The organism is Paenibacillus nanchangensis (assembly GCF_046543445.1).
Classification (GTDB): Bacteria; Bacillota; Bacilli; order Paenibacillales; family Paenibacillaceae; genus Paenibacillus_AQ; species Paenibacillus_AQ nanchangensis.
Window position 1 is genome coordinate 1 of the sequence record NZ_JBHOFD010000044.1, and the last position, 13,840, is coordinate 13,840.

The 13,840-nt window shown below is 52.7% G+C and carries 13 protein-coding genes and 1 other RNA gene; all 14 read right to left on the reverse strand.

The annotated features are described in order from the left end of the window. Nucleotides 1–263: 263 nt before the first annotated feature. Nucleotides 264–530: a pro-sigmaK processing inhibitor BofA family protein gene (locus ACE6ED_RS25945; protein ID WP_410830349.1), complete on the reverse strand. Its 267-nt coding sequence runs from the start codon at nt 528–530 to the stop codon at nt 264–266. A gap of 42 nt (nt 531–572) precedes the next feature. Further along, on the reverse strand, nt 573–824 hold the full coding sequence (locus tag ACE6ED_RS25950; protein ID WP_410830350.1) for a hypothetical protein: 252 nt from the start codon (nt 822–824) through the stop codon (nt 573–575). 218 nt (nt 825–1,042) lie between these two features. Beyond that, entirely contained in the window at nt 1,043–1,642 is a 600-nt protein-coding gene (recR, locus tag ACE6ED_RS25955) for a recombination mediator RecR (protein ID WP_410830351.1), read from the reverse strand. Nucleotides 1,643–1,672: 30 nt separating this feature from the next. Continuing rightward, nucleotides 1,673–1,984: a YbaB/EbfC family nucleoid-associated protein gene (locus tag ACE6ED_RS25960; protein WP_410830352.1), complete on the reverse strand. Its 312-nt coding sequence runs from the start codon at nt 1,982–1,984 to the stop codon at nt 1,673–1,675. A 57-nt stretch (nt 1,985–2,041) separates the two neighbouring features. Further along, nucleotides 2,042–3,781, reverse strand: a complete 1,740-nt coding sequence (dnaX, locus tag ACE6ED_RS25965) for a DNA polymerase III subunit gamma/tau (RefSeq protein WP_410830353.1) — start codon at nt 3,779–3,781, stop codon at nt 2,042–2,044. A 139-nt stretch (nt 3,782–3,920) separates the two neighbouring features. After that, an RNA gene (ffs, locus tag ACE6ED_RS25970) (signal recognition particle sRNA large type) lies at nt 3,921–4,187 on the reverse strand. 186 nt (nt 4,188–4,373) lie between these two features. Beyond that, nucleotides 4,374–4,571, reverse strand: coding sequence for a 50S ribosomal protein L31 (rpmE, locus tag ACE6ED_RS25975; RefSeq protein ID WP_410830354.1), 198 nt, complete (start codon nt 4,569–4,571; stop codon nt 4,374–4,376). A gap of 108 nt (nt 4,572–4,679) precedes the next feature. Further along, a complete protein-coding gene (locus ACE6ED_RS25980; RefSeq protein WP_410830355.1) occupies nt 4,680–5,969 on the reverse strand; it encodes a radical SAM protein in 1,290 nt (429 codons plus the stop codon). Between the two features lie 177 nt (nt 5,970–6,146). Further along, nucleotides 6,147–7,496, reverse strand: coding sequence for a transcription termination factor Rho (gene rho, locus ACE6ED_RS25985; protein ID WP_410830356.1), 1,350 nt, complete (start codon nt 7,494–7,496; stop codon nt 6,147–6,149). A 241-nt stretch (nt 7,497–7,737) separates the two neighbouring features. Beyond that, complete coding sequence (locus ACE6ED_RS25990; RefSeq protein WP_410830357.1) at nt 7,738–8,991, reverse strand: UDP-N-acetylglucosamine 1-carboxyvinyltransferase; 1,254 nt, start codon at nt 8,989–8,991, stop codon at nt 7,738–7,740. 199 nt (nt 8,992–9,190) lie between these two features. Further along, nucleotides 9,191–10,045, reverse strand: coding sequence for a class II fructose-1,6-bisphosphate aldolase (fba, locus tag ACE6ED_RS25995; protein ID WP_410830358.1), 855 nt, complete (start codon nt 10,043–10,045; stop codon nt 9,191–9,193). A gap of 280 nt (nt 10,046–10,325) precedes the next feature. Beyond that, the gene (locus ACE6ED_RS26000) at nt 10,326–10,712 is read right to left on the reverse strand and encodes a response regulator (protein WP_410830359.1); all 387 of its coding nucleotides are present in this window, start codon (nt 10,710–10,712) and stop codon (nt 10,326–10,328) included. Nucleotides 10,713–10,963: 251 nt separating this feature from the next. Then, nucleotides 10,964–12,571: a CTP synthase gene (locus ACE6ED_RS26005; protein ID WP_410830360.1), complete on the reverse strand. Its 1,608-nt coding sequence runs from the start codon at nt 12,569–12,571 to the stop codon at nt 10,964–10,966. A 310-nt stretch (nt 12,572–12,881) separates the two neighbouring features. Continuing rightward, on the reverse strand, nt 12,882–13,448 hold the full coding sequence (gene rpoE / locus ACE6ED_RS26010) for a DNA-directed RNA polymerase subunit delta (protein WP_410830361.1): 567 nt from the start codon (nt 13,446–13,448) through the stop codon (nt 12,882–12,884). Nucleotides 13,449–13,840 lie beyond the last annotated feature (392 nt).

The following is a 13,840-nucleotide window of genomic DNA, read 5'->3' on the forward strand; positions in this document are numbered from 1 at the left end:
GAATAAATTCTCATTTGTGAAATCACCGAAGTGATTCCCACTCACTCGTTGTTCAGTTTTCAAAGATCAAGCACTTATTTCGTCATTGCTTTGTTTCAGCAGCGACCTTTATAATATATCATAGCTTCTTGTCTAAAGTCAAGGGTTTTTAAAAAAATTATTTTATCTCATTACCTTCTGAACTACAGGTTCTTTCCGGTAATCCTTGACTCCAGCTCAAAGGGCCGAGTATTAATGTATCACATCCATTCAACTCGCGTCAACTACCCGATTAATGTAAATTTTAGGCCTAGCAGCAGAAGTACACCCGGGAGACCCAAAAGGGTTACCGTTCCAATGGTCGCCGGGTTAATCGGAATATACATCCCCTCCAGAAAACCCGAGAAATTAATCAAATAAAGCGCCACGGCAGCCAATATAAGATGCGTCCCAAGGAGGGACAGCCACCCCCACCCCAATTTTTTTCTGAACACAATGGCAACAAGCAGAGCTGCAGAAATCACAAGTACCCCCAATGCAGCTACTCTCATTTTCGTCCCTCCGTTTTCTCCATTTCGTATTTTATGATTCGCTCACTCCATTTGACTGCGGTCCAATCCCAGCATCTTGGCACGCTTTAAATGGATTTGATACTTTCGTTCGGCCGCCTCAAGAATGTAGATGGCATAATCAATTTGGTCCTGGCCAACTGCCTCATCAAACATCAAATACGCCCGCTCCCACTCCGAATGCGCACTCCGGACATCCAGATACACACTCCAGTGCTCTTCCTCCGCTCCGATTTGCTGATGCCCGTTTTTTTTCGTGCGCTTCCACCACTCCATATGCCCGCCTCCCGAAAGTTCATATGTGAGCGATCTGCCTATTCCGCAAACCGCTGCTTTTTCATACATATCGGAATTCGGACAAACTTAGAACCACGGCTCATCCCGCCTTTTTCTCCAAGTGTCCAGGACCGCCCGGTACCGCCTCCTTACGGACTATTGCACAAAAAAAAGAGCCTGGATCTCCAGGCCCTTCTCCAATGTTTACTTCGACTTCTTCATAACAGCTCGCGTCTTCCCTCCAGCGCCTTGGAGAGTGTCACTTCATCCGCATACTCCAGATCTCCGCCTACCGGAAGCCCGTGGGCAATTCTTGTCACCTTAATGTCAAAAGGGCGCACCAAACGAGAGATATACATCGCGGTCGCTTCTCCCTCAATATTCGGGTTGGTGGCCATAATCAGTTCTTTCACCCGTTCATCACTAAGACGTGTCAGCAGCTCCTTTAGCCGGATATCGTCAGGGCCGACCCCTTCCATAGGAGAAATCGCCCCTTGCAGCACATGGTAGTATCCGTCGAATTCCTTTGTCCGTTCCATGGCCACCAGGTCTTTGGAATCCTGCACCACACAGATGACAGAGGCATCGCGCGTCTTATCCTGACAAATCCTGCAGGGGTCAGTGTCTGTAATATTGCAGCACACGGAACAATAGTGAAGATTCCGCTTCACGCTTACAAGTGCTTTGGCAAAATCAATCACTTCATCCTCCTGCATATTGAGCACATGGAACGCAAGCCGGGCCGCAGTCTTGGGACCGACTCCCGGCAGATGAGTAAACGCATCGATCAGTTTGGCGATCGGTTCGGGATAATACAATCTTCAGGTTCTCCTTTGGCTTAAATAAAATTAGAACAGGCCCGGAATTTTCATTCCTCCTGTGAATTTGCCCATATCGTTGTTCGCCAGTTCTTCCGCTTTGGTCAGCGCATCATTCACAGCGGTCAGGATCAGATCCTGCAGCATTTCCACATCATCCGGATCCACTGCTTCCGGTTTAATTTGAATGGAGAGGATTTTTTTGTGTCCATTGGCTTCCACTGTAACCACGCCGCCGCCAGAAGTGCCTTCCACCGTCTTGCTGCCTAGCTCTTCCTGGGCTTTCAGCATTTGTTCCTGCATTTTTTTCACTTGCTTCATCATTTGGTTCATATTGTTCATTTGCGATCTCTCCTTAAAAAGGTTCTAGTGACGAGCAGCCGCGGCCGCTCAAAAGCGCTATTCCTTAATGACCACCAGATCTTCTCCAAACAATTGAATCGCTTCATCGATCCAAGGTTCGGATCGGTCGCCCGGGGTTTCATGCTCATGCTCCAGCTTCAGCTCTTCCTTGTTCTGCTGACCGCCGCCGGCTACCGCCTCATTCCAGTCACGCATCATCATCGTTACCAGCCGATAAGGCTTGCCAAGACGGGAAGCGAGTACATGCTCGATCACCTGCTTATTGGCCGGTTTCTCTGTCGTATCCCGGTGAATGGTGTTCTTAAAAGCAACCAGCACGGCGTCTTCCATCACCGAGACTGGCTCCCCATCCACAAACCAGGCATGCACCGTGACTTTCTCTTCCTTGACAGCCTGGAGCACAAGACTCCACTGCTTGTAAACCTCCGTGAACTCAGAGCTGTCTTTGGCTGCGATAAACCGGTCCATGTTAGGAGGAATCTTGGCTGCCGAGGATATCCGCGGCGCCGGGGCAGCTGGTTTCGCTGTGGCATTACGCTCACGCCCTCCGCCCGAAACGCCGGCTTGCACCGCCTGCTCAAGCTTCTTCTCCAGAGCGGCAACCTGGCGCTTCAACGCTTCAAGCTCCGCCTGTCCCGCTGCTGGTCCGCTTTCCGCGGATGCTCGTGCCGCCGGAACCGCTGCCGATCCATCCGGCTCGGCGCACAGCTTCATAAGCGCTACTTCAAACAGTGTCTGCGGATGGGTCGCATACTTCATCTCCCCGAGATAACGGTTCAGCGTATCGATAATACCAAACAGCCGTTCCCGGCTGAAAGATGCGGCCATCTCCCGGAAAGGCTCCGGGTTCAGAACGCGGTCGGTCATTCTCTGGGAATCCGGAATCATCTTGATCATAAGCAGATCCCGGAAGTAATAAAGCAGGTTCTCCAGGCACTTGTCGGCGCTTTTCCCTTCCTGCATCATCTGTTCTACAAGATCCAGCAGTCCCGCCATGTCGCCCTGCTGTATTGCGGAAGCGAGCCGGGCGAACTGTTCAGCCGGTATTCCGCCGGTCATCCCCAGCACCTGCTGGTAGGTTACCCTTCCGTCTGTAAATGACGAGATCTGATCCAATATGCTGAGTGCATCCCGCATTCCTCCATCGGAGAGCCGGGCAATATACTGCAGCGCATCATCATCAGCTTCTATGCCTTCACCTCTGCAGATCTCCGCCAACCGGCCGGTCTGTTCTTCAAGCGCCACACGGCGGAAATCGAACCGTTGGCAGCGCGAGATAATGGTGGCCGGCAGCTTATGCGGTTCCGTAGTTGCGAGGATAAACATCACATGCTGCGGCGGTTCCTCAAGCGTCTTAAGGAGCGCGTTGAAGGCTTCCGTTGTCAGCATGTGCACTTCATCTATGATATACACTTTGCGGCGGACTTCGGTGGGCGCATATTTCACTTTCTCCCGCAAATCGCGTATTTCCTCAACCCCGCGGTTAGAAGCCGCGTCAATCTCCTGCACATCCATAACGGCTCCCGAAGAAATCCGCTGACAGGAAGCGCACTCATTGCATGGTTCAGGCCCATTCGGCCGCTCGCAGTTCACCGCTTTGGCCAGTACCTTCGCGGCGGTGGTCTTGCCGGTTCCCCGCGGTCCGCTGAACAGGTAGGCATGCGATACCCGCTGTTCGCGAATGGCGTTCTGCAGCGTCTGGATAATGTGCTGCTGTCCTACCATGTCTCCGAACGACTGCGGCCGCCAAGCACGGTACAGCGCAATATGATCCATTAGGCATTACCCTCTTTCAACTGCCGCCTTACCGGCATTTGTCGCTTATCCATTATACTATATTCCCCCGCTCATGACCAAAAACAAAAAAGCATCTTCGCCAATATCGCAAAGATGCTTACCTATCCAAATTTATAAACCGTGCACCTGTTATTGATGGCTGCGATCCAAGCGGCAATCCTGCACAGCTGCTCGGGCTAGGCTATCCTCCGGCACAAGAGCAAACTTGCTTATGGCTGCTTCCTTCCGGACCTGACCAGGTTCACAAGCACTCATTGCGGAGGACCCAACCGTCAACACAGCGTGCAGGGACCAGCCTCACATCGGCAGCACCTCTAACAGGAATTCAACCCCGCTATAGCGGATTGCGAGTTACAGGGCACCGCTACCTCCCCGTCTAGCACGGCGAACTTAAGTATATCCTACCCCACGCCGAAAATCAACCGGACAGGGTCAAATCGGCCGCGTATCCTGTTGGAAATCAAGGAATGATATTCCGCGGCCGCGGCGAAAGCCGCTAAAAAAAGAAAAAACCCGGTTCGATATGAACCGGGGGTTGATCGGCGGACGGCCCTTAAGGGCGCGCTTCCGATTACATTCCGTATTTCTTCTTGAAACGGTCGACACGACCGCCTGCATCCAGGAACTTCTGCTTGCCTGTGAAGAACGGGTGGCAGTTGGAGCAGATTTCGACGCGCAGATCTTGTTTCACCGATCCGGACTCGAACGTGTTGCCGCATGCGCAGGTTACCATGGTTACATGGTATTTCGGCTGAATTGCTTCTTGCATTACTTTTCACCTCTTTTGCCCTGATACTCATGCGGTATCAGAGTTGTATAGACACATAAACGTATTATATCACTCTAACCTAAAATGGGCAATATCCATTTTTGTTCATCAAGGCCGTACGCCGGATGGGCTGACCGGCCGCTTCGGACGGGACATTCCCGCCGGCGGAACATGCGTATAAGAACCAATGACCACATCAGGCAGCTCAGCGCGGAAAATCTCCAGCATTTGCTTCATTCCCAAAATTTCTCCGCGCGCAGGGGGAATAAGCCCCAGGTAGCTCTCCGGATCAATATTCAGATTGCGCATCTGGATCAGCCGAAGACCGGTCCGTCTGGCAAACTCGATCATCGCTTCGATTTCCTCCTCGCGGTCTGTTACGCCAGGGAAAATCAGATAGTTAATGGACGTGTATACGCCTTGGGATACCGCATACTTCAGAGACTTTTCCACATTCGCCAATGTATAGCCTCTAGGTTTGTAGTAGGCATTGTAGTGATCATCCAAGGCACTGATTGTGCTGACCCGCATCAAATCCAGCCCCGCGTCGACAATCCCCCGGATATGGTCGGACAACCCGGCATTTGTGTTGATATTGATATATCCCATATCGGTAATTGAACGGACTTCCCGAATCGATTCGATGATGAGCTTCGCCTGAGTGGAGGGTTCGCCTTCACAGCCCTGCCCAAAGCTGATAATGGACTCCGGCGTCTTCAGATGCTCCAGCATAACCTGCACCAGCTCATCCACACGCGGACGGAAGTTCATGCGCGTCTGGGGCGAGACGAACCCGCTGTCATCCGGCTGCTCCGAGATACAACCAAAACACCCCGCATTGCAGGAATAAGAAACCGGCAGGCCTCCCTCCCACCGCTGCAGGAATGTGTTGGAGGAAGTCAAGCACTCGTAGCCGAGCGCACAATGAGACAAATGCTGGTACAACCGGTTGTCCGGGTATTTCTCTGTCAGCATGCCGACGCCCGCCTTAACCTGCTCACGGTCGCAGCCGACAGGATCCCATTTCTCGGGATCGTCTGTCGGATCGGCAGCGACATAAAACCCGCCGTCCTTCCACACTACGGCCGTATAACCGAATAAAGGCAGCTTGTATTCTTTGTCCGTCTTTACATAGCCAGGCAGACCGAGCCGCGTGTACCCCTGCGGAAGAAGCGCGCCTACCGCCTGGGATCCCTCCGGCAAAGCCTGCATTTCGCCGCTGTCCGGATCAATGCCCACCGCTCTTGTGCATGGCAGACCAACCAGCGTCGCCCCTTCGGGCAGCGGAATGAGTTCGTCTTCCATAATCTCCACGATCATATCCCCGCTGCGGGCAAGCCCGTACAGCTCGGGATGGTCATATACGTTTCCTTGCCCGTCGGCATATACCAAAAACATGTTGTTCTCCTCTTGTTCTTCAAACTTGTTGGCTTGCAATTCAAGCTTGCAATTCAAGCTTGCAATCAAGTGTCAGTTCAGGCTTCCACACCGTTCGCATCTTCAAAAAGAGCGAATGCGGCTTGTTCCGCCATGGTGAATGGTGTAAAACTTTAGTGCAACAGGGTTGAATCCGTATCAGGTAGTCGGCACGGACGCTTTGCCGCGCGTTGTCCGGCGGGCAGCGGCTCCGCTGTTCGAGGTTCCGCCTGAACTTGCCGTACCGCCAGGGTGATCCTTGCTTCCTTCAACGTCAAAAGCCGCCAGGAACTCCGCATTCGTTTTGCTGTTGCGCAGCTTCTTCAAGAAACCTTCGACAAAGTCGTAGGATTCGTTCATATTTTTGCGGATGGACCAGATCGTATCCAGCTCTTCCTTGGTCAGCAGCACTTCTTCGCGGCGTGTTCCGGATCGGCGGATGTCGATGGCCGGGAAAATACGGCGTTCCGCCAGCTTCCGGTCCAGATGCAGCTCCATATTACCGGTTCCTTTAAATTCTTCATAAATAATATCATCCATACGCGAGCCGGTATCGATCAGCGCGGTTGCCAGAATTGTCAGACTTCCGCCTTCTTCAACATTTCGGGCGGAGCCAAAAAACCGTTTCGGCCGGTGGAATGCAGCCGGGTCGATCCCCCCGCTCAGCGTTCTGCCGGACGGCGGCACCACAAGATTGTAGGCTCTGGCCAGACGGGTAATACTGTCCAGCAAAATTACAACATCCTTTTTGTGCTCAACCAGCCGCAGGGCGCGCTGGAGCACCAGCTCGGCTACCTTGATATGATTTTCGGGAAGCTCGTCGAAAGTCGACGCCACTACTTCCCCTTTTACGGAGCGCTGCATGTCCGTTACTTCCTCGGGACGTTCGTCAATCAGCAGAACAAACAGCTCAATCTCGGGATTATTGGCCGAAATACTGTTGGCAATCTCTTTTAGAAGGAGTGTTTTCCCTGCCTTGGGAGGAGCAACGATCAAACCGCGCTGTCCCAGGCCTACAGGAGCAAGCAGATCCATGATACGGGTCGACAAATGGGTAGGGGACGTTTCGAGCGTCAGCTTATCTTGCGGATAAAGAGGCGTAAGCGCCGGAAAATGCAATCGTTCTGCGGCTGTGGCCGGATTCTCGCCGTTTACGGCGTTAACCTGCAGCAACCCGAAATACCGTTCGTTTTCTTTGGGCGTTCTGCATTTACCGGAAACCAGGTCGCCCGTTCTAAGATCAAATTTGCGGATTTGGGAGGCGGAGATATAAATGTCCTCGGCACTCGGGAGATAGTTGATTGGCCTCAAGAATCCGTAGCCTTCCGGCAGGATTTCCAGTACGCCTTCCATAAACATCAGCCCGCTCTGCTCCGCCTGTGCACGGAGAATGGCGAAGATCAGCTCCCGCTTCTTCATCTGGCCGTAGTAAGGAATCTGATATTTCTTCGCCAGTTTATACAAGTCGGTCAGCTTCATTTCTTCCAGATCGGAAATTTGAAGATCCATGTAATAACCACCTATTCAATTTTATATAAGTACAACTGCGCATACAGGCGCGACAAACTATAAGTCTATCAAATCCTCATTAGGATAGCATTACCCAAAATGGAAGGAGATATGCAGTGTTTGGCAAAAAACTATTATCAGAGGGATTACAGGAATGTCCGAACATGGGCCGTGCGGCCGGCATCACTTACATCCGGCCGCACGGCAGGGGAATTCGTTAAGCTTAAGTACTACGGAGAAGTTACTCGTGCTCGCGCCATACCTCCGCGCCCAGGCGCCGGAGGTTCTCTTCCAGATTATCGTATCCCCGGTCAATATACTCGACACCGGTGACTTCCGTCACCCCGCCTTCGACGGTAAGACCCGCGATGACAAGGGCTGCGCCGGCTCTTAAGTCGGCTGCCTTAACTTTGGCCGCATTCAGTTTGCTCCCCTCAATGATGGCAGAGCGCCCTTCTACGCGGATTTTGGCGCCCATACGCACCAGCTCCGGAACATGCTTGAACCGGTTGCTGTATACAAAATCACTCAGGACGCTGACGCCCTCCGCTTGAGTAAGCAAACTTGTCATGGGCGACTGAAGATCGGTGGCAAAGCCGGGATAAATCAGCGCCTTGACGTCAGCCGGCTCATACCGGTCCTTGCCGATAACGCGAATGCTTTCATCCAACTCCTCGATTTGCACGCCCATTTCCAGCAATTTGGCGGTTAACGCCTCCAGATGCTTCGGAATGACATTATCAATAAGCATATTCCCGCGCGTCGCCGCCGCGGCAATCATGTAAGTTCCAGCTTGAATCCGGTCGGGAATAATCGAATGGCGGCAGCCATGCATTTCGGATACGCCTTCAATCCGGATGGTCTCGGTTCCTGCGCCCTTAATGACAGCGCCCATGGAGTTAAGCAGTGTGGCAACATCTATAATCTCAGGCTCTTTAGCCGCGTTTTCGATAATTGTTGATCCTTTGGCCCGGGAGGCCGCCAGCATAATATTAATAGTCGCCCCTACGCTGCATACATCCAAATAAATCTTGGCGCCGCGCAGTTCTTTGGCATACAAATGAATGGATCCGTGTTCGTTGGTTACTGTTGCACCCAGCGCTTCAAAACCTTTGATGTGCTGGTCGATCGGACGGGGTTCGAAGTTGCATCCGCCCGGAAGGCCGATGGTCGCTTCTTTGAATCTTCCAAGCAGCGCCCCCATCATATAATAGGACGCCCGCAGTTTCTTGACCGGCCCGTTGGGCATCGGTATGGATACGATACGGGAGGGATCGATCCGCATCTGGCTGCCTGACCAGGTTACGTGCCCGCCAAGCTCCTCCAGAATTTCGGAATAGACGGCAACGTCGCTAAGGGCCGGCAGGTTATCCAGTACAACTTCGGATTCGGCCAGAATCGCCGCGGGAATAAGCGCAATGGCGCTATTCTTGGCTCCGCTGATCGTGACAACGCCCTGTAAGGCGCGGCCGCCCCCAATCATTAACTTTTCCATCGATTATCAGGTTCCCCCTACGTATTTTGCAGCTGATTAGTCCGGTCCGTCAGAACGGTCCGTAATGAAAATGGAAAGACACCTGCATTGCAGCGTGCTTTCCATAATAAACGATGAACCGGAACGAACCCGGGTTCGTTCCGGCATAAATGACATCCTGCATCAGCCGGCCTGTTAACGGCCAGCACAAACAGGAATCTTAAGCTTTGTTGTTGGAACCGAATTCGCGGATTTTGCCGATTACGGTTTGTTTGATGGCTTCGCGGGCCGGTTGGATAAATGTACGCGGGTCATAGGCGTTTGGTTTAGCTGCCAGTACTTCGCGAACAACCTTGGCGAATGCCATTTGGTTTTCGGTGTTTACGTTGATTTTGGAGGTGCCCAGAGAAATGGCTTTTTTGATATCATGCTCAGGAATGCCAGTACCGCCATGCAGAACCAGCGGAAGCTTAACCGCGTCGCGGATCTCTTCCATTTCCTTGAATCCGAGGTTCGGTTCGCCTTGGTAAGGTCCGTGTACGGAGCCGAGCGCAGGAGCCAGGGTGTCGATGCCGGTCTCTTGAACGATGCGTACGCACTCTTCAAGTTTCGCATACATGATGCCGCCTACCACGTCGTCTTCCTGTCCGCCTACCGTGCCGACTTCCGCTTCTACGGAAGCGCCTTTGGCATGGGCATATTCTACAACTTTCTTCGTCATTTCAATGTTCTCGTCGATCGGATGGTGAGAACCGTCGATCATAACGGAAGTGAAGCCGGCATCAAGAGCTTCTTTACATTTCTCGAAGCTGGAGCCATGGTCCAGATGGATTGCAACCGGAACGGTGATTTTCATGTCGTGGATCAGGCCTTCGACCATTTTCACAACTGTGTAAAATCCGCCCATATGACGGGCTGCGCCTTCGGATACACCCAGAATTACCGGGGACTGCTCTTCTTGGGCCGCGCCCAGAATCGCTTGTGTCCATTCCAGGTTGTTGATGTTGTATTGACCTACCGCGTATTTGCCTTCAAGGGCTTTGTTCAACATCTCTGTCATCGATACTAATGGCATGATTCATCCTCCTAAAGATGGTTTGTCGCTCTGTTTTTATGAACCGACATCACATACAGGCCTATTATAGCACAACCTGTCTCAAATACTAAATAGGGCCGGACAAAAAAACGTCCCGGTGGGACGGAATTCATCCAACCCTTGCAAAAATGCCGCTTCCGGACGGTCAGGCCGCCCTCGCATCCGGACAGGGATGCCGTTTCGGGCATACCCCTCCGTTATGTAATACCCCATTTATTCTGACACTAACAAAGAGAATTCATGGAAGGCGCCAACGACATCAGTTGTTCTGATCAGCTGAATGGTCCCGCAGGTGTGTATTGACGGCCACGCGCATCTCGTCGATGTCGAACGGCTTCGTAAAGTGCATCAGCGCACCCAGCTTGGTCGCCTCCTTGATCATATCCAGTTCCCCGTAGGCTGTCATCATAATGACCTTTATATCAGGGTCGATCTCCTTTAAATGCTTTAAAATCTCCAGTCCGTCCATTCCTGGAATTTTCATGTCCAGCAGCACCAAATCCGGCGATTCGCTGCGGACGATGTCGAGAGCGATTTTGCCGTTCGCCGCCTGGAACGTGGCATAGCCCTCACTGTTGAACACTTCCATCAACAGTATCCGGATTCCGTTCTGATCATCGACAATCAACACCTTTTTCTTATCCATTCGACACCCTCCCGATAGTTGCGGTGGATTGGCTGTGCTGCTTAAAGGGCGGCAACAGTCTCCAACAACATGATCAAAGATATAAATTCGTGCCACACAAGTAAATTCCTGCTAATTGGCAAAAATGCACGAATTACCGGTATATTTGACTCTGGATTGCAAGCGGCCCCTAAAACTTTTGCTGCGCACAAAAAAAGCCTCCATTAACGGAGACTTTTTTGCGCACGGTTTCGGCACCGGCAGGCCAGCGATCAGCGGTTCTCCTGGTGAACCAGGGAAGCCTTAACGAACTCGCGGAAGAGCGGCTGCGGACGGTTCGGACGGGAGGTAAACTCCGGATGGAACTGTACCGACAGGAACCACGGATGGCCCGGCAGTTCTACGATTTCAACAAGGCGACCGTCAGGGGAGGTGCCCGAGATCACCAGTCCGGCTTTTTCGATCTGATCGCGGTATACATTGTTGAATTCATACCGGTGGCGGTGGCGCTCGTATACAAGCTCGTCATCATAGCAGGACATAGCCAGCGAACCCGGCAGCAGCTTGCAAGGATACAGGCCAAGACGCATGGTACCGCCCAGATCCTCAATATCCTTTTGCTCAGGCAGCAGGTCGATCACCGGATGCGGAGTCGAAGGATCGATTTCGGAGCTGTTCGCGCCGGCCAGACCGGCCATGGAGCGTCCATACTCGATCACTGAAACCTGCATACCAAGGCAGATACCGAAGAACGGCACACCCTTTTCCCGCGCATAGCGGATCGCCGTGATTTTGCCTTCGATGCCGCGGTCGCCGAAGCCGCCGGGCACCAGAATACCGCCGATGCCCCCCAGCAGCTCGTCCACATTCTCATCCGTCACCTCTTCAGCGTTTACCCAGCGGATGCTGACGTCGGCATTGGCGTCAAAGCCCGCATGCGACAGGGATTCCACCACGCTGAGGTAAGCGTCGTGAAGAGCGACGTACTTGCCCACGATGGCGATTTCCACTTTGCGCTCCAGCTTGTTAATCCGCTCCAGCAGGCTTTCCCACTCACGCATATCCGGCTTCGGTGTGGTCAACTTCAGATGGTTGACGACGATTTCGTCCAGCCCTTCGTCACGCAGGTTCAGCGGAACCTCGTACAGAGTAGAGGCGTCGCGGCATTCTACAACCGCATTCGCGTCAATGTCGCAGAACAAAGCGATTTTGGCTTTCATGTCGGAGGACAGCTCATGCTCCGTCCGGCAGACGATCACGTTTGGCTGGATCCCGATGCTGCGCAGCTCCTTCACGCTGTGCTGGGTCGGTTTGGTTTTGACTTCACCGGCAGCCTTGATGTAAGGAATCAGCGTTACGTGAATATACATTACGTTTTCCCGGCCGATATCGCTTTTGATCTGACGGATCGCTTCAAGGAACGGCAAGCTTTCGATATCGCCTACGGTGCCGCCGATTTCGGTAATGACGACATCGGAGCCGGTCTCCCGGCCGGCGCGGAATACGCGTTCTTTGATCTCATTGGTAATATGCGGGATAACCTGGACCGTTCCGCCCAGATATTCGCCGCGCCGTTCTTTGCTGATGACCGACGAATAAATTTTGCCTGTCGTGACGTTGCTGTTCTTGGACAGGTTGATGTCGATGAACCGCTCGTAGTGTCCAAGATCGAGGTCCGTCTCAGCGCCGTCGTCGGTTACAAACACTTCCCCGTGCTGGTAAGGACTCATCGTTCCCGGGTCTACGTTGATGTACGGGTCGAATTTTTGAATCGTCACTTTCAAGCCTCTGTTCTTAAGCAGCCTGCCCAGCGAGGCGGCGGTGATCCCTTTGCCCAGGGAGGACACAACGCCACCCGTTACGAAAATGTACTTTGTCACTGTAAAACCCTCCTATATAAAGTCCGGAAATTCAGGCGGCGTATGATGTTTATCGTTACCCGCTTTTCCACCGTTAAAACGGGGAGAATCCAATCCGCTTTCCACCCGGCGTCTTTTAACGCCGATACCCTGCCAAATCAAAGGGAAAATGCCCCGGTCCGCGGCCTATAAAAACAAAAAAAGTGACACCCGCAGAACCGGGGGCACTTTTTATATTGGAAATCTATTTATGCATTTTCATCAGAAGCCCATGCAATAGTTTACTCTGTGGGTTGTTCGCTGTCAAGCAGAGAATTGCCCGGTCCGCGGCTTAGTAGTCGTCTTCCTCGTCGCTTCCGGATTCTTCTTCGTCCAGCTCGTCTTCGCCCTCTTCGTCGTCTTCGAGCTCTTCGCCATCCAGCTCTTCATCCATGGCCACATCTTCGTCGTCCACGTCTTCGCCGCTGTCGTCGTCGGAATACAGGTCGTCACGATCCTCATCGATGGTATCAAAGTCTTCTTCGTCGCCGGAGTAGGTATCCTCCTCATCCGTGAAGTCATCGTCTTCCAGATCGTCGTCGTCATCATTGATGATGCGCGGACGTTTGGCGTTGCCGACCGGATCGTCGGAGCGCTCGAGCGGATACCAGCGTTTCAGGCCCCACAGGTTGGTGCCTACGCAGGCGAACCGTCCGTCAATATTAATTTCGGTATATAACTGGGCGATGGATTCGTTGATCTCTTCGTCGGTCAATCCGCGGACCTTGGCCACCTCGGCCATCAGATCCCGGTAATAATACGGCGTATTGGCCGCTTTGAGCACCAGAAAAGCCAGATCGACCATCGGCATTTCTCTAATCTTCTCCGGATCGAGCTTCAGATTCAGCGGTGTACTCACTCGGACACTTCCTCTCACGCAATGTTCACGTTCTTCGCAATACATTTCAATATATCCATATCAAACCTAAGTAAAACCTATTTGGCAGCAAAATGCAAGTCCATTCGGATAGGGCTTGTCCTGTGCCCGCCTGCCCGGAAAATGCCGGTCCCGCTTTTTTTATCCCATGCGAAAAAGGCGGAGGGAGTCCCTCCGCACCCGACTGTATCCGCGCCAAGGATCGGCTCCTTACGGGATGTTGCAAAGAGACCGGAACATCTCTTCCCTGTTATTCTATGTGAACCGCGCCCGTTTGACACGAATTCCGGCCCATTTTGGCAAAAAAGGGCAAGTTCCCATTCCCGCTATGCGTCCGCCTCATATTATAACCCAGCACCTGCAACAAGAGGGGA